The 16,438-nt window shown below is 64.0% G+C and carries 13 protein-coding genes; 3 read left to right on the forward strand and 10 right to left on the reverse strand.

Annotated elements, in window-relative coordinates; translation table 11 throughout:
- Positions 1 to 144: 144 nt before the first annotated feature.
- Genes P8Q88_RS05940 through P8Q88_RS05960 form a run of 5 tightly spaced genes read right to left on the reverse strand, consistent with a single transcriptional unit; the run spans position 145 to position 5,986 of the window.
- Complete coding sequence (locus P8Q88_RS05940; RefSeq protein WP_278322925.1) at positions 145 to 1,245, reverse strand: glycosyltransferase family 4 protein; 1,101 nt, start codon at positions 1,243 to 1,245, stop codon at positions 145 to 147.
- Positions 1,242 to 2,111, reverse strand: coding sequence for a sulfotransferase domain-containing protein (locus P8Q88_RS05945; RefSeq protein WP_278322926.1), 870 nt, complete (start codon positions 2,109 to 2,111; stop codon positions 1,242 to 1,244). The genes P8Q88_RS05940 and P8Q88_RS05945 overlap by 4 nt, the downstream gene beginning before the upstream one ends.
- Positions 2,108 to 3,277: a glycosyltransferase family 4 protein gene (locus P8Q88_RS05950; RefSeq protein ID WP_278322927.1), complete on the reverse strand. Its 1,170-nt coding sequence runs from the start codon at positions 3,275 to 3,277 to the stop codon at positions 2,108 to 2,110. Before P8Q88_RS05950 ends, P8Q88_RS05945 begins: the two co-directional genes overlap by 4 nt.
- Entirely contained in the window at positions 3,274 to 4,644 is a 1,371-nt protein-coding gene (locus P8Q88_RS05955; RefSeq protein ID WP_278322928.1) for a lipopolysaccharide biosynthesis protein, read from the reverse strand. Before P8Q88_RS05955 ends, P8Q88_RS05950 begins: the two co-directional genes overlap by 4 nt.
- Positions 4,637 to 5,986 (reverse strand): O-antigen ligase family protein, encoded by a 1,350-nt coding sequence (locus tag P8Q88_RS05960; RefSeq protein ID WP_278322929.1) that lies wholly within the window; start codon positions 5,984 to 5,986, stop codon positions 4,637 to 4,639. The genes P8Q88_RS05955 and P8Q88_RS05960 overlap by 8 nt, the downstream gene beginning before the upstream one ends.
- Positions 5,987 to 6,191: 205 nt before the next feature.
- Here P8Q88_RS05960 and P8Q88_RS05965 point away from each other — a divergent pair, with 205 nt between their 5' ends.
- Together P8Q88_RS05965 and P8Q88_RS05970 are read left to right on the forward strand one after the other, a co-directional pair.
- Positions 6,192 to 7,583 carry a pectate lyase family protein gene (locus P8Q88_RS05965; protein ID WP_278322930.1) on the forward strand — a complete coding sequence of 464 codons (1,392 nt, stop codon included), beginning with the start codon at positions 6,192 to 6,194 and terminating at the stop codon, positions 7,581 to 7,583.
- A gap of 6 nt (positions 7,584 to 7,589) precedes the next feature.
- Positions 7,590 to 8,789, forward strand: a complete 1,200-nt coding sequence (locus P8Q88_RS05970) for a glycosyltransferase family 4 protein (protein WP_278322931.1) — start codon at positions 7,590 to 7,592, stop codon at positions 8,787 to 8,789.
- On the opposite strand, the gene P8Q88_RS05975 is transcribed toward P8Q88_RS05970, so the two are convergent.
- From P8Q88_RS05975 to P8Q88_RS05995, 5 genes are read right to left on the reverse strand one after another with little or no spacing between them, the layout of a single operon-like run.
- A complete protein-coding gene (locus P8Q88_RS05975) occupies positions 8,786 to 10,021 on the reverse strand; it encodes an outer membrane beta-barrel protein (protein ID WP_278322932.1) in 1,236 nt (411 codons plus the stop codon). The genes P8Q88_RS05970 and P8Q88_RS05975 overlap by 4 nt on opposite strands.
- Positions 10,021 to 10,596, reverse strand: a complete 576-nt coding sequence (locus P8Q88_RS05980; RefSeq protein ID WP_278322933.1) for a polysaccharide biosynthesis/export family protein — start codon at positions 10,594 to 10,596, stop codon at positions 10,021 to 10,023. The genes P8Q88_RS05975 and P8Q88_RS05980 overlap by 1 nt, the downstream gene beginning before the upstream one ends.
- Positions 10,597 to 10,644: 48 nt before the next feature.
- Complete coding sequence (locus P8Q88_RS05985; RefSeq protein WP_278322934.1) at positions 10,645 to 11,502, reverse strand: sulfotransferase; 858 nt, start codon at positions 11,500 to 11,502, stop codon at positions 10,645 to 10,647.
- Positions 11,499 to 12,743, reverse strand: coding sequence for a DegT/DnrJ/EryC1/StrS family aminotransferase (locus P8Q88_RS05990; RefSeq protein WP_278322935.1), 1,245 nt, complete (start codon positions 12,741 to 12,743; stop codon positions 11,499 to 11,501). Before P8Q88_RS05990 ends, P8Q88_RS05985 begins: the two co-directional genes overlap by 4 nt.
- Positions 12,743 to 14,839, reverse strand: a complete 2,097-nt coding sequence (locus P8Q88_RS05995; protein ID WP_278322936.1) for a polysaccharide biosynthesis protein — start codon at positions 14,837 to 14,839, stop codon at positions 12,743 to 12,745. The genes P8Q88_RS05990 and P8Q88_RS05995 overlap by 1 nt, the downstream gene beginning before the upstream one ends.
- Positions 14,840 to 15,230: 391 nt before the next feature.
- Here P8Q88_RS05995 and P8Q88_RS06000 point away from each other — a divergent pair, with 391 nt between their 5' ends.
- Positions 15,231 to 16,436 (forward strand): glycosyltransferase family 4 protein, encoded by a 1,206-nt coding sequence (locus P8Q88_RS06000; RefSeq protein ID WP_278322937.1) that lies wholly within the window; start codon positions 15,231 to 15,233, stop codon positions 16,434 to 16,436.
- The last annotated feature ends 2 nt before the right edge of the window (positions 16,437 to 16,438 follow it).

Genomic DNA, 16,438 nt, shown 5'->3' on the forward strand with positions numbered 1-16,438 from the left:
CGGCGGATTTGGCGGCAGCACACGAAAGCGCCGCAGCCGGTTTGGTCACGAGGGCGAAGCTAACAAAAACACCCGCGTCGATGGCCGACTATTGCGGAGCGCGCGCTCACCTATTCTGGCTAATCCTTTTGGCGCATCTCGCGCTCAGGCGGCATGCCCGGTGATCTCGCGATACATCTGGAGATGCTTTTGCGCGGTGGCCTCCACCGAATATTCGCGACTCCGCGCCAGAGCATTGCCGGACATGGTGCGGTAGGCAGCGGGGTCGGAAAGGACCCGTTCGAGCATGAGCGCGAAATCCTGGGGATCGTCGAGGCTTGCGCGAAAGCCGTTGTACCCCTCGTCGACCAGTTCCCGGTTGCCCGGCGCATCGCTGGCGATGATCGGGAGGCCGGACGCCATGGCTTCCAGCAGGGTGAGCGGCATGCCCTCGTAGAGCGAGGTATTGAGGTAGAGATCGGCATCGCGCATGCGCGCCGGAACGTCCGACCGCTCGCCCAGGAATACCACCGTTTCGGTCAGCCCCTCTTTCGCGACCTTCTCTCGCATGGCGAACAGATCCTCACCGCCCCCTACCACTTGGAAAACCGGCATTGTGTCCCCGCGAAAGATGGCGCGACACTGTTTCGCAATCTCCAGTACGAGGCCGTAATTCTTCTGTCCCGAAATCGCGCCAACCGAGAGGACTATCGGCTTTTCCGCACGGGGCTTGTCCCGCTGCAGCCCGCCGGCGAAATTGCGGCCGGCGCAATTGGCGATGGGGACGATCGGTTTTCCGACGTGACGGGTCAGAATGCCTTCGACATCACGGCCAATCGCGACGTAAGCGTCGGTCATTCGGTCGAAGGCGCGAAACAGGATCGGCGGAAACCCGATGCGCGTGTTGTGATGGGTAAACGCGACCCGCGCAGAGTTTCGGGCCAGCGCAAGCAGCGGCAGAGCACGCGCTGTATGAGCGTGGACGACATCGGGACGGAAGTCCTGCAGCAGCGACCGCATCCTGCTGCGTCCCTCGAAGGGATTGCGCGCCGCAGACAGGCCGAGCGATGCGAAGCGAACCCCGGCACGCTCGAATTCCTGTTGCATACGCGCTTCGGTCTCGGCCGAATTGCCCACGCTTTCCGCATCGGTCAGCGCGATCACCAGCACCTCGTGTCCCTGCGCTGTGAACTCTTCCGACAGAGCCTTCACGAGGATCTCCGCGCCACCCGTCGTCAGGCTGGTGATGACGGCGGCGATCCTCATGCGGCGGCGCTGCTGCGCGCGATGCGATAGCCGGAGGTGGCATAAGCGCGGCGCGCAGGATCGCCCAGCACGCGATCGAGAATGGCGTCGATCCGCTCCAGTTCGCGCGGGCCCAGATAGTCGAGATAGCCTGAAACCTTCCCGCGCCGCACGCGAGATGCATCGGCATCGCTGCGATCGTAAGAGTGGCCGGGAATACCCTCGCTCTTTTCCTTCTTGCGCATCTTGTCGAACCGGGCCTGCCGGATCGCGTGTTCCAGCGCGGCCTCGTCGACCGGCATGTCGAGGAAGCCAAGCACCCTGCGGACCGTGGCGTCGGTATCCGCGCTCAGCTCCTCGTAGCTGATCACGATGTGGCGCTGTCCGCGCAAACCATCGAGCCAGCGGTTGTGAAACGCGCCGATCGAGCCGACACCGTAATCGGCATCGTCGATGAAATCGGGCAATTCGCCATCGAAGCGATGCTTGTGGCGCGTCTGGTGGAAATAGGACGATACCAGCACGTCGCGCGGGTCGCGTATCAGGAAAATCGTCGGCTTTCCGGCAAAAAGATCCGGGTCCCAATCGCGGTGGCTTGCCGCGACAAGTGGGCAGTCGTGCTGTACTGTCCCTTCGGCGGCAGGCAATCCCCGTGTCGCGTCGAGATCGTAATTCGGCACGACCTGGAAAGTGGTGCGCAGATCGGGGGCGAGGCCCAGATCGAAGACCTGCGCGAAATAGATCGACAGGAGGTAGCGCAGCCAAGTGCGTCCGCTCTTCGGATAGGAAACCAGCAGCGCGTCCACCGATCCGCGCACCTGTTTGAGCTGACGATCGTGCTGCGCCCGCCTGAAGTTCGCCAATCCTGCTTTAAGTCCGGCAATCATCGGGCATTCTCCAGTTCCAGTTCAACAAATATCTGTTCGATCACCGCTTCCCATTCCTGACCGATTCGTTCGGGTTCGAAGCGGCGCGACGAGGCCTTGGCAGCGCTCGCCAGTCGGTCGCGCAGGTCTGCATCGCCCATGACTTGCGACAGGATTGCCGCGAGATCGGCCACGTCGCCATCGCGCGCGAGCAAACCGTCGGCCCCATGCGTCACCATATCCTCGGGCCCGAACGGGCAGGCGAACGAAACGCAGGGCAGCCCTGCCGCCATCGCTTCACCAAGGACGAGACCCCATCCTTCGAATCGCGAGCTCAGCACAAAAGCATCGCTGGTTTCGATCCACTGCCCGGGGCGCTCCGTAACGCCAGGCAGTTCGACCCGGCCGGCCAGCCCTGCGGCTGCGACCTGCGCTTCGAGTTGCTCGCGATCGGGGCCCTCGCCCCAGATGCGCAAGGTCCAGTCTGGATGGCGGTTCGCGATGCGCGAGAACGCCTCGATCAAGAGGTCGAAGCCCTTCTGATGAGTCAGCCGGCCGACTGCCGTCAACACCGGTCCACCTGAATGAGGCTGCGGTTCGAAATGGGCAAAGTCCGCCATGTTCGGAATAACCCAGCCGCGCTTGCGCGACTTTTTCGGGAAGCATTCCAGTGCGCCGCGAGTCATCGTGATGAGACCCGCAGCTCGCGGATAAGCCACTTTGCGCAGCAGCCGCCAGACGAAGCCGGGATCCTGGCGTACCGGATTGTTGCGCTCCGACACGACCACCGGCACCTCGCGTCCGCGCATGGCAGCGAGCGTTTGGACGTTGGTGCGGGTGAGGAAGCTGAGCACAAGATCGGGTGCGATCTCGTCGAGCACGCGGCGCAGATCGGCAATCCGCCGGACCATTGCCACGGCCCCGGCGACGCGGCCGCGCCGAACGACCGGGCGACCGACATAGCGGATCGCTACGCGCTCGTCGGTCGGGTAATAGGGCGGTTCCTCGCCGGTTTCGAAATTCACGATGCTGGCATCGTATCCGAGACGAACCAGCCTGGAGGCGAGGAAGCTCACGACATGTTCGGACCCTCCGGCGCGCAGGCCCGGCAGGACGATGGCTATTCGCCGTCCATCGCGCGGTGCATTTTCTTGCTCGTCGACCGATATGCGCTCGATCCGGGTCACTGCTCGCCCTCCTCGACCTGGCGCTGGCGCCGCAGGAGACGCGGCCAGAAGACCACATCAAGCGCCACGGCAGTAAACAGGGCAAAGGCGATATGCGCGAAATTCGCGCCGATCGGCCCGAATGCCGGGATGGCCACGCTTGCGACGCCGAAAAACAGTGCGGTCGATACCAGCGCGATCATCAGCACAGTGCCAGGATGGTTCATCGCCAGCATGGCCGACCGCGGGGTCGAGGCATGCAGGATCAGGGCGACCGCGATCACCTGCGTGAAGACCAGCGCAAGCAGCCCCGCGTAATCCTCGCCCAGCAGGAGCGCGATTAGCGGCTCTCCGAAAAACCACGTCACACCCAGCGCGAGGATCGCGAATGTCGCAAGAAAGCACTGCACCTTGATGACGATCGTGCCGAACATCCTGACCTCGTCCTTCGCCCAGAGGCGCGCGAAATCGGGGTACAGCACGGCCTGGATATGCTGCCCGACCTGCTGGGCCATCTTCGCCAGCCGCTTGGCGAGATGATAGAGGCCAGCTCCGGCGGCTCCGGTCAGCGCACCAACCAGCAGCACGTCGGCCTCCTGGGTCAAAGTGCGCAGGGTGCTGGATGCATTGGTCGACCAGGCGAAGCCCATGAACCCGGGAAAGGCCCGCATCAACATGCCGGGACTGCTGTCGAAGACCAGGTGCACGCCGATAGTTTTCAGCGAACGTCGGGCGAGCCATGCGAAAATGGCCGTATCGACCAGCTGCGCAACGGTCCAGATGGCCAGGAACTCTGCCACGCCTGCGCCCCATGCCCATGCGATGCCCGCAAGAGCGAGACGCAGCACCGCCGACAGTGTCTGGAAATAGGCCAGGGTCCGGAAATGCCCGGCCAGTCGCAAGGCAGCCGTCGGCACCCCGCGAATATTGAAGGCTATCGCCGGCGCGAAGATCAGCAACAGATAATATTGCGAATGGTCGAGGCCGATGAGCGGCAGGAGCAGATAGCCTGCCACGACCAGAGCCAGAGCCGCCGCGGCGGCGCAAGCCAGATCCAGCATCAACCCAAGGACGAACAGCCTGCCCATGTGAACGGGGTCGGCCTCCGTATCGGGCTGGCTGGCAAAACGGATCAGCGGCTGCCAGCTCTCGAACCGGATCAGCCGCTCGCAGATCCGGCCCATGGTGAGGACCAGCGCAAGCACACCATACATCTCCGGACCGAGCGCGCGTGCGGCGACGATCGTGCTCAGTGCCATGAGGCCCGTGACCGCAATCGTGCCGGAGAAGAGGTGTGCGATGCTCCCTAGGCGCGAGAGAATGTATTCGCGCGGCAATGCGAGCCCCGTCAGTCCGGGCGCCGTGGGATACCGATTGTTCTCAGGCATCGTCGGCGCCAGCCTGGAAAACGGTGCGATCCGCCGGCTTCTCCACCGGCACGTCGCGGCGGGGCACCGGCCGGAAAGGCATATCGGCGCTCCGAAAGGCGATCAGGGCGAGCAGGACCGGGGGAAACCAGATTCGCGTGTACATATGGGGGATGGCGAGGCTGAAGACCGCCAGCACGACCACCATCGCCAGCATGATTGCCCCGCTCGACCGCTCTTCCCCCAGCCGCATCAGCGCCATGGCGAACATGGCCAGAAACATGCCGACAACCGCGATAGCCGCCAGCAGGCCACCTTCGGTCAAGGCAAGCAGGGGGAAATTGTGGACCGGCGCGCCATCGCTACTGAGGATGCGGTACTGGTCGACACCCAGACCCACGAGGAGGGTATCGTCCGCGATCTCCCAAGATTCGGCGATAAGTCGCGACCGATCGGCAAAGGTGCCCGCCTGTTCGAGCGAGCCGCTGGCCAGCGCGCCCGCCACGCGCTGCTCGAAAATCTCGGGCAAGGGATAGCCGAACCCCACATAGATCGCGGGCACGGCCACCACCAGCAGTGCCCATCCCGCCAGGGAACGACCCCCGCGGGCAAGGATCAGGGTCGCGATCCCGGCGACGGTGGCCAGCAAGCCGGTGACGCTGCCGGTTTCCAGCAAGGCCCAGCTCAGCACCCCTAGGCACGCGAGGCCAGCGATCCAGTTGAGCGATCGCGTGAGCGTGAAATGCATGATCACCACCATGCCGAAGCCGATCATCGCGCCGTTCCAATTGCCCTCCCCCGCCATCGCGCCGATGCGATCGTTGGGCAGCACCAGCTTGTCCGGCAGAAGATCACTCACCGATAGCGGAAGTGCGTATTTCGCCGCCAGGCCGAGGATCTGCGAGGCCACGATACCGAACGCAAACCATAGCAGGCAGCGCTGCAGGAATACCTTGGTGAAGCTGCCGAACAGCATTGGCAGGATGACCAGCGAGAATACGTATTGCGGCGCAACGATGACCCACCGGCCCGGGCCGTAGTTCGCCACGCTGCTCATCAACAGCGCACCGAGAAACGCCAGAACACACAGGATCCAGATGTAACTCATCGTACCGAGCGGCCTGATTGACAGGCGATAGCGTACCAGGACGACCAGGGTCGCAGCAGCGAGCAACACATCGGAAATGGTGAGGTTTACTTCCGGCACGCGCAGCAGGTGCCATGAGATCAGGCCACATCCCGCCAGCATGAGCATGATCTGGAGCCGCAGGGCCGGACTGCTCGCCGGCGCGCGATAGGGGCGCACGAACGCCCCATCCCACCCGAAGGTCGATCCCGCCGGCCTGATTGCGCGCTGCGTCATGCCCTGCAGTTTGCGCGAGCGGCCGGACCCGCGCAAATGTTCGTCGGGAGGGTCGGCTATGCAATGGGCGTAGCGAGCGCGGCGCTTGGGGGTGGCGCGGCCTATCCGAAAGATACGTTGTCCGGCGTCGCCCCGCAGCTATCCTTCCAATGATGAGCGCGCGCCCGTTTCCATTCCGGCCCGGAAAATCGAGGCCCTTGCGACCATGATCTGGCCGACCGCCTGCCTTGCCCTGCTGTCGGCAAGCCTGTTCGCCTGTTCGGCAAGTTCGGCCCCGGGCGAAACGGCTCTCAACAAGCGCGAACACAGCGCCGAAAGCCCGGCTCACGCCGCCGCTTCCCGCGTCGAGCGAAGCGGCAAAGCCGCCTTTCCCGGCGCGACCGGCTATGGTGCGCAAGCGATAGGCGGCCGTGGCGGACGGATCATTAGGGTGACGACCCTTGCGGATCGCGAGCCTGGATCGCTGCGCGAATGCCTGGTGGCGAAAGGGCCGCGGGTCTGTGTTTTCGACGTTGCGGGGACGGTTCGTTTCGTGGGCGAACCGCCGGTCGTGCGCGAGCCCTTCCTCACGATAGCTGGCGAAACTGCCCCCGGCGCGGGCATAACCCTTGCCCATTCGGGGGGGCCGGAAGCGCGCAGTCCGCTGCTTATCAAGAATACGCATGATGTCGTCGTGCGTCATATCCGCGTACGCAACGACCGTGAGGGCGAGCATCGCGAGGCCGAGGATGCGATTACCATCGAGGCCAGCGAGTATGTGATCGTCGACCATGTCAGCGCGAGCTGGGCGCGCGACGAAATCGTGAACGGCTATGCCGACAATGACTGGATCACGATTTCCAATTCGATCTTCGCCTTCGGCCTGCCACGCCACGACAAATGCGCGTTGCTGGCCAGCGACCCCAATGATGCGCAGCACATGAGCTTCGTGATGAATATCTGCGCGCATAGCGGCGATCGCAATCCAGACATCAATTTCCCCCCCGGGTCGTGCGTCGAGGTCACCAATAACGTATTCTTCAATGCCCAGTCCGAATTCGCCGAGATATGGGAAACCTATGGCGGAACGCCGGTGTCGCTCGTTGGCAATTGGTTCATCGGCGGACCGAGTACCAGCGATGCGGCCATAGGCATCGTGCGCCAGCAGCTCGGCAGCCGCGGACCGGCGCAGCTTTACGAGAAAGACAACCGGTTCGATGGCGCATTCCGCGAGCGCTCGGCCGGTCTTTCCCAGATCATCGTCGATGCACCGCCCTGTGACCTCGTGACCGAGCCGCGACCTGCGATGCAGGCATTCGCCGCGGTTTTGGCCAGTAGCGGCGCCTGGCCGCGAGATGCCATCGATGCGCAGGTCGTCGCCCATATTCGCGAGAAGAAGGGCCGCATCGTGCGCACGCCCGGTCGGATTCCGGACGTGCGCCACGGCGCAGCTCCCGGTCCGCAGGACAGCGATCGCGACGGCATGCCCGACGAATGGGAAACGCGCCACGGCAGCGATCCGCGCGCAGCCGACAGCTGGTCAGATTCCGACGGCGACGGCTGGGCGAACTTCGAGAACTATCTTGACGATCGCGCCTCGGCACGCAGGGCGGGATAGGCGGATATGGCTACCCACGCGATCGACAGCGGCGCGATGATCGGACCCGCGACAGCCACTACCGGCCCAAGGATCATCGCTTTTCCGATGGTCGGTAACACGCTGGGCGGCAGTCACGAATCGACGATCGGCCTGTTGCGCAACCTCGATCCCGACCGGTTCCTGCCCGTCGTCATTCACGAGCGCGGCGCCGACCGGATCGCCGATTTCTTCCGGGACTTCCGGACCTGTGTCGCGCCGGGTTTCGAGACCAGGGAGCGGGCAGGGCAACGAATGTCGGTGCCGCGCGCGCTCAACGCGCTGCGTCACACGCGGCAACGGCGCGCGTTGCTCGCGTCGATCAGAGCCGACATCGTCCATACGAATGATGGCCGTAGCCATGCGGTATGGGGTCTCGCTGCGCGGCTGGCTGGCCTGCCGCTTGTCTGGCACCATCGCGCCGATCCCGATGCGCGCGGACTGAATTACGTGGCGCCGCTATTGGCATCGCGCGTCCTGTCGGTATCGCGCTTCGCGCTGCCCGCCGATCCGAACAGCCGCGTATTGCCCAAGGCGCAGGTCATCCACAGCCCGTTCGATACATCGATCGCGCCTGACCGCCCCGCAATGCGCGAGCGTCTCGTAGCCGAGCTCGGTCTTCGCCCCGATACTCTGATCTGCGGATATTTCGGCCTTCTGATCGAACGAAAACGGCCACTGGAATTCGTCGAGGCAATCGCGCATCTGCGCGAAATCGCGGACCGGCCGGTTGCCGGTGTCATATTCGGCGAACCTGCCGAGGAAGGCTTGGCGGAAAAGGTCGAAAGCAAGATCAAAGCGCTGGGAGTCGAGGCGAACATCCATGTCATGGGGTTTCGGCGACCAGGGCATGACTGGATCGCGGCCTGCGATTACCTACTCGTCACCGCCGTGCGCGAGCCGCTCGGCAGGACGCTGGTAGAGGCCAATCTTGTGGGCACTCCGGTCGTCGCGACCCGCTCGGGCGGCAATGTCGAGGCGCTTGCCGGAGGTTCGGGACTCCTCGTCGAACCCGACGATCCGCGGGCAATGGCCGAAGCCGTTGCGGAGGCGGAACGGAATCAGGGAGCGCTCGCTACGATGACCCGGCACGCGCGGGATGCCGCATTGCGGCGCTTCGGCATGGAGTGCCACGCTGGCAGCGTGATGGACGTCTACGAGAGTCTCCTTGCCGAAGCGACGAGCTAGATCCGCAGGCGGACGGTCAGACCGGCGCGGAACCGCTCGAAATCGTCGAACGGATCGTCGCTCGACCGCTTGCGATAGCTCGCATCGGCTATCAGCGAGAGATTGCGGCTGAACAGATATTCGACCGCTACGTTCGGCCCGTAGGTCTCTTCGCTGATCCCGCTTCCGATGAAGGTCGATTCGCGCCAGGCCGCGCCATAGCGCGCAAACAGATTATGGCGGATTTCCTGCTGCACCGTCAGCGCAAGGCGCGTGTCTGTGCGGGCAGAGGCCCCCTGCCGGAAGGTCGCGACATCGCCGCGAAATCCATCGAGCACGACCGCGATTCGTCTGGTGGGCAAGGCGGAAACCGACGCAGCGACCGACAGGCCGGTCCGCGCATCGAGACGCGCATCTTCCGGGTCGAAGCGGAACAGGCCGACCGCTGCGCTACCACGGATCGGGCCCTCGCCGATCCAGCGCACGCCCAGGCGCCCGCCATAGGTAACAGCGTCGCGATCTGGTTCGAGCGCAGTCCCTTCGAGCCGGAAGTCGCGCTTGTTCACGAAGCCGCCCACGGTGGCGTAAAGCGCGCCGCCGACACGATAGCCCACGACAGCGCGGCCGGAATAGGAAACGAAATCCCGCTCGCGATCTATCGCGGACACGGCATCGAATTCGCGAACCTCTGCATCGATATCGAGCAGGATTCGCCCATCCTCCTTGCGGTATCCGGCATTGGCGAAAACCGTGTCGATCAGCCTCGGGCCGGGGCCGACCAGTTCGCGCGCTTCCGGATCGCCGCGATCTTCGGCGAGCCGTGCGAAACCGGCGCCGGCCGTGATCGAGTTGCCCGTGCTGGGCGAGAACAGGCTCGCCAACGAGATGCCATAAGTGTCCGAGTTCTCGGTCGTCAGATCGGCAAAGCGCGAAAGCTGGACATAGCCTTCCACCCGCATCCGGGCTGTTTCGTTGCCGATGCCGGCTGCCAGTTCGGGGCGAAGGATGAATTCGAGATCCTCGATCTCGTTGACCTCGTCCGCCAGAACATTTGAGTCATATACCGCCTGGGCGAGCAGTTGCGGTTCGAGGCGAAACGGCCCCGCGGCGATTGGCTCGATCTGATATTCCGGATCATCGCCGGCAACGATGGGCGCGATGGTGGTCTGGGCGTGAAGTGCGCCGGGAAAGGCGATCAGCGACGAAACGGTTGCCAGGGCGAGCAGCGACCTCGCAGGGTTGCCTGCCTGCATCAGAACCACCGCTCGTGCACCATGATCCGGTCGCCAGGCCGGATCGGCGTATCGGCGGTGGCGGTGCCCGTCACGGTGCGGCCATCATGCGTACGCGTCACTGCAACCTCGGCCTGATTGGCGCGATAGGTATATCCGCCGGCAACCGAAATCGCGGCGAAGACCGTCATACCCTGCCGATAGGAAACCTCGCCCGGGCGGTTGACTTCGCCCATGACGTAGACGGGGCGCAGTTCAAGGGGCTGGATGCTTACGGTCGGTTCGAGCAGCACCTGCTGGCTCACCAATGCCTGTTCGACTGCGCGTTCGGTTTCGCGATAGCCCAGGCCGGCGACGCGCACATCCTTGATCATTGGCAGCGAGATCGTGCCGGCATCGTCGACGGTGTATTCGCCGTCCATGGCCGGCAGGTCCTGAACGCTGACCCGCAGCTTGTCTCCCGGCGCGACAGTCATTTCGGGCGCTGCAATCGCGCTTATCGGCGAAAGGCCCGATACGCCGGACGCGCAACCCGGGGCAATGAGCATGGTCGATGCGGCCAGCAGGGCCGCGGCGATCGAGCGAGGTGTTTTCATTGTCTTTCCCTCCCTAGTGGTCAGTTCACGCCTATGAGGCGCATGTTGTCAAGCCGCGTTGCTGTGCGCGGCGGGTTGAAGCCAGTGTGAAAGATCGCGCCCGATGAGGCGCTCGAGCGCCTGGATGTCGGCGTGATAGAAATCCTGAAGCCGCGACCGCAGATCATCGTCGAGCGGCGGATAATCGATCTCGCGTGCGAAAAGGCCGCGCGTCCGTTCGAACAGCGAATGCCCGCGAAGGGGCTTGGCGATCGGCTTGAGCGGCGCGAGCGCTCGCCGGATCGGCAGCGGCAGGAAACGTTCGCTGCTATCGTTCTGCGAGCGGGCGGCAAGATCGCCATCGTAATGCGGCGCGATGCCGAGATGCTGGCAGGTCTGCACGAGCGTGGCCTGCGGGTCGCGCTTCACGTCTTCGAACAGGAAGACGAGCATCTGCCGGCGGTCGAATTCGTCGAACCAGCGATCCAGGTGATGCGCGTAGAGACCGTTGTCCAGGAAACGCGGCATCTCGGCCTGTCGCGCGTCGAGATAGCTCGCGACGTCGCCGCTCACATGGCCGCGACGAAACAGCATCTTGTAGTCGGAGTAAGCCCGGTCGACCGGATTGCGAAACTGAACGACCAGCTTGATATCGGGATAAGCGGCGGCGATCCGCGCAGCAGCCTGCGGGTTAGCCAAATAGTCTGCGGTTTTTTCTCCCCACAGAACGCGCGTTTCCTTGTGATCGGGAAAGAGGCCGCGATACCACTCCCAGCCATTGCCATGGTCGCGCGAAAAGAAGTGCGGCTCGATGTCGGGCATGAATGCCTGCGGATGATGTTGCAATTGAACCTGCAACCAGGTTGTCGCAGCCTTGATCGCGCCGATCACGATGAAGTCGAGCGGTGGGCGAGCGAGTTCCTTCATCCTGCGCTCTCCAGCCGCTCGATGACCTCGACCAGGCGGGCGCCGATGGCATGCGATCCCTCTTCGTCCAGCGTGTGATCGACGGGGAACATGATTGTGTGCCGACCAAGATCGTGCGCCGCCGGCAAGTCGCGATCCTTTCGCGCCGGGACGCCGGCAAAGGCACCTTCGCGGCTCATGTCAGGGCAGGAACCGCTACCGCAGGCGATGCCGTCGGCATGCAGCATGGCGAGAATCGCGGGCCGGTCCACCGATCCATGAAGAGCATCGGGCTTGAGCCGCAGATAGCATTTGTAGAAGGCGTGTTCGGCCTGTGCAGGCAGGTGCATGCGCGCGATCGCCGGATGCCGGCAAGCCGCATCCATCAGGGCCTGCGCATTGCGACGGCGCTGCTTGAGCCAGGCGGGCAGCTTCCTCAATTGCGCTCGCCCGATTGCCGCCTGCATTTCCGTCATGCGGAAATTGCTCCCGAAGGATGAATGGCAAAAGCGGAATTCGCCCGCCGGCGCGGGGCTTGGCTGGGCCAGCTCGACCGGATCCTTACCGTGATCCTTGTAGGCCCAGGCGCGGCGCCAGACGGCTTCGTCGCGCAACACCACCATGCCGCCTTCGCCCCCGGTGGACATGATTTTGTCCGTGCAGAAGGAAAAGCACCCCGCATCGCCGAAAGAGCCGACCACGCGGCCATTCCAGCGCGCGCCGTGCGCCTGCGCACAATCCTCGACGAGAAGCAGGCCGTGTTGCTCGCATACCGCGGCCAGGCCGTCCATGTCGCAGGGCTGGCCTGCAAGATGCACGCATACGACCGCGCGGGTTTCGGGACCCACCACCCTGGCAACAGACCGGGGGTCGATGTTCTGCGTGTCGGGTTCGACATCGGCGAAGACCGGCGTGGCGCCGATCGCGACGACCGCGCTGGTCGTGGCGAAGAAGCTGCGCGCAGGCACGATGACCTCGTCCCCTGGTCCGATGCCGAGCGCGCGCAAGGCCAGTTCGAGCGCGAGCGTGCCATTGGCAACGGCGATGGCGTGCGGCATCCCGACGAATTCCGCGAACTCCCGTTCGAACGCTTTCGTCTCCTCGCCATGAACCAGCGAATTGGTTCGTCCGTCAGCCAACACGGCGACGACGGCCTCCAGTTCGTCGGATTCGTGGCGCGGCCAGTGGGAGCGCGCGAACCCCGGTACGCTGCGCAGTAGCGGCTCGGCCCTGTCCGGAGTGGCGATGGTCGATGCTGCCATCAGGCTTCCTCCACCATGCGCAGATTGGTGCTTTTGAGGCTGCCATCTTTTCCGAACACGAAATTGGCGGCGACGTCGGCATGGTGGGGCAGCGTGATGAGGTTGTGCGTAATCTGGCGAACCGTATCCTCGTTTCCGACGGCCACCTCATGCGCGAGCAGTTCGATCGCCCTGGTGATGAGCGGCAGTGGCACCGAGTTCGAATGCGCCTCGAAAACACCTGGAATGCCCGAATCGATCTGCGCCTCGCAGCTGTCGAACAGCTCCTCGTAAAGCTTTTCGCCGGGACGCAGTCCGGTGAAGCGAATGGCGATATCGACTTCGGGTTCCAGGCCGTAGAGGCGGATCATCCGGTTCGCGAGGTCGACGATCTTCACCGGCGTACCCATGTCCAGCACGAAGATGCGACCGCGCCTCGTGTCTTCCTGAAGCGCATGGGTCGATCCTTCGAGGATGAGCTGGACTGCTTCCGACACGGTCATGAAGAACCGCTCGATCTCGGGATGGGTGATGGTGAGCGGGCCGCCGGCAAGAAGCTGTTCCCGAAACAGCGGGACCACCGAACCGGAAGAACCGAGGACGTTGCCGAAGCGCACGGTCATGAAGCGCGGGGCATCTGCATCGTCGACCCCGCACAGGTCGAGCGACTGCGCATAGAGTTCCCCGACCCTCTTCGTCGCGCCCATCAGGCCGACCGGGTTGACCGCCTTGTCGGTACTGACCTGGACCATCGCCCGCGCCCCGTATTCGCACACCGCATCGGCGACGTTCTTGGTGCCGAGGATATTGGTGTGTGCCCCGGCACAGGGGTTGGCTTCAACCATGGGTACGTGCTTCAGCGCAGCGGCATGATAGACGATGCCGGGGCGGTGCTTGTCGAAGACGCGGCGTACTTCCGAACTGTTACGGATGTTGCACAGTGCCACGGCGAGTTTTTGCTGCGGGAAGGCATCGCGGATACGCTTCTCGATCGCGTAGAGATTGTATTCGCTGTGGTCGAGCAGCACGATCTTGACCGGATTGAAACTGGCCAGCTGCCATACCAGTTCGCCGCCGATCGTGCCTCCTGCACCAGTTACGAGGATGGTCTCGCCCGCGAGCTGGCGCACGACGCTGTCATCGCGAAACCGCAATTCCTCCCGCCCGAGCAAATCGGCAGTGGAAATCGTATCGTCATTGGCGGCGCCGGAACTGTCGAGCAGTTGCCCCCAATCGTCGCCGACCTTGGTGAGCTTCAGTTGCAGGTCACGCGCCTGCCGCGCCAGCGTGGCGACCTGGCGCGTGCTCAGATTGATCCCGTCGTCGCACACCACGACCCCGTCGGGGCGCATGCCGCGCTGCTCGAGCAAGGCGGTTGCGGTCACGAGGCCGCTGGGCACACCGAGGACCGGGACGCCCCGCAATTGCACGATGGGACCATCCGATCCGGGAAGCAGTATCCCGCAAATATCGATCGGCGATGCCGGATGAACCCGCGTCATGTCGATAACCGAAGCGGCCCATTCGGCGCGACCGCACAGGATGACGCGCGAGGTGCCTTCGGCGAGGCTCCGTTTCGCAATCCGCGGAAAGCCGACGTGGCGCAGCTTGCGAAAACCCCGGCGCGCCATGCGCATCATCTGCATGGCAAGGAAACTCAGGCAGAAATGCAGGAGGGCCAGCGTGGGCAACCTGTCGGTCAGGAATCCGAGCGGTTCGATGAAGGCGATCAGGGACCAGCCAGCCAGCAGGCCGATCGCCACGGCGACCCCCATGATGGCGCAATCGGCGAAGGATACGAAGCGCCAGCTGCGGCGATAGAGACCGAAGAGAAATTGTGTGGCCACGGCCGCACCACCAGCCAGCGCAATCGTCCATAGCGGAAAGATGGTGGCCGGTCCGCTTTCCGGCGCATTGAGGATCGGAAGGAGGAACAGCAGAGCGCCGGTGATTGCGAGGAAATCGAGCGTCATGACCCCCGCCAGACGGATCGTCTTGCGGAGCGGCAGGCTCGGCCCGGGAAGGTTGGCCAAGACACGTCCTATCGCCTGGTTGCGGCGGACAACCGGGCTCGCCGGCAAGTGGTCTCCACCCTGTACGCCTTCCAGATTGGCCATTCCCTGCTCCCATCCCGATACGCTGGGCGATGGAGCCGGCATTGAACGAATGCGCACGGTCCATCGGATTTCGCACCCAGCCCTATCGCACCGCCGGTCGGCCTGCATTTGCTCTTCAAGCGATAAGTCGGAAGGGGAACGGCGTCGCATTGGTCTATCGAAAGCCCCGACCGCATCAGCCATAGGGCGCGGCCCGCTCCTGCCCCGTTCGGCTGCGCGACCGCTACCAAGGTAGGTCGGCTAACCCCAAAGGTTGAACGCCGATAATTCGGCTATCCTCCCGATTCGCGCTCCATTCATGGCCCTTCGCCCGTAATCTGGCCTGCATGTTTCATTCGAAGATTTTCGTATCGCCATGCGTCAGCGCAGGCATGAGCAAAGGAGGCCGCCGATGAAGATCGCGGTCTTTTCCAGCCTTGCATTCTCGCTGGTCAACTTTCGCGGCAATCTGCTGCAGGACCTGCGCCATGCGGGGCATGAGGTAATCGCCGTTGCGCCAGACCGCGACGCCGCAGTGGAAGCAAAGCTGGCCGAATGGGGCATTGGCTTCGAACAAGTCCCCATGGCGCGCGCAGGGACGAACCTGTTGTCGGACTTCGGCACGCTTGCGGCGTATGTCAGGATGTTGCGCCGGCACCGGCCCGGCGCCGTCATCGCCTATACGCAGAAGCCGATCATTTATGGCGGGATTGCAGCGCGGCTGTGCGGCATCAAGCGGTTCTACGCGCTGATGTCGGGCCTGGGCTATCTGTTCAGCGATGCCGCGAGCGGCCGCCGCGTTCTCAAGGCAGCATTCTGCCGGCTATATCGCGAGGGCCTGCGCGGCGCGAAACGCATCTTCGTTTTCAATTCGGATGATCGCCCGGACATGCTCGCCGCCGGGATCGTCTCGTTCTCGAGCCCCGTGGTCCAGGTCCCCGGATCGGGCGTCGATGTCGAGCGGTTCGCGCAAGCGCCCTTGCCCGATGGGCCGATCCATTTCCTGATGATCGGCCGGCTGATGCGCGACAAGGGAGTGTGGGAGTATGCCGAGGCTGCGCGGCAGGTTCGGGCATTGCATCCGGAAGCCCGCTTCAGCCTGATCGGCCGGCCCGAGCCAAGCAACCCGACCGGGCTCGACGATAGCGACATAGCGCGTCTCTCGCGCGACTATCCCGTCGAACGGATTCCGGAAACCAACGAGATCCCGCGCTATCTGGCGAGCGCTCACGCGTTTGTTCTGCCGTCCTATTACCGCGAGGGTCTGCCACGGACGATCCTCGAAGCACTGGCGGTCGGACGGCCCGTCATAACCACCGACATGGCGGGATGCCGCGATGCTGTCGTAGACGGTGAGAACGGCTTGCTCGTCCAGCCACGCGACGCGGCTGCGCTTGCCGACGCGATGCTCCGGCTCGCCGGGGACCGTCAGTTGGTACACGAAATGGCGGCAAGATCCCGCAAGCTCGCCGAGGACGTCTACGACGTGCGCAAGGTCAACGCGCTTCTGCTGCGAGAGATGGACCTTGACCGGATTTCCCGCGTGCCCGATCACGACGGTGAGAGGGCGAGGCCGGGCCCCACGCAGACGTCCCCGCTCGCGAAGGGATATCACTGAGC

The organism is Qipengyuania marincola (genome assembly GCF_029688625.1).
GTDB lineage: Bacteria > Pseudomonadota > Alphaproteobacteria > Sphingomonadales > Sphingomonadaceae > Qipengyuania.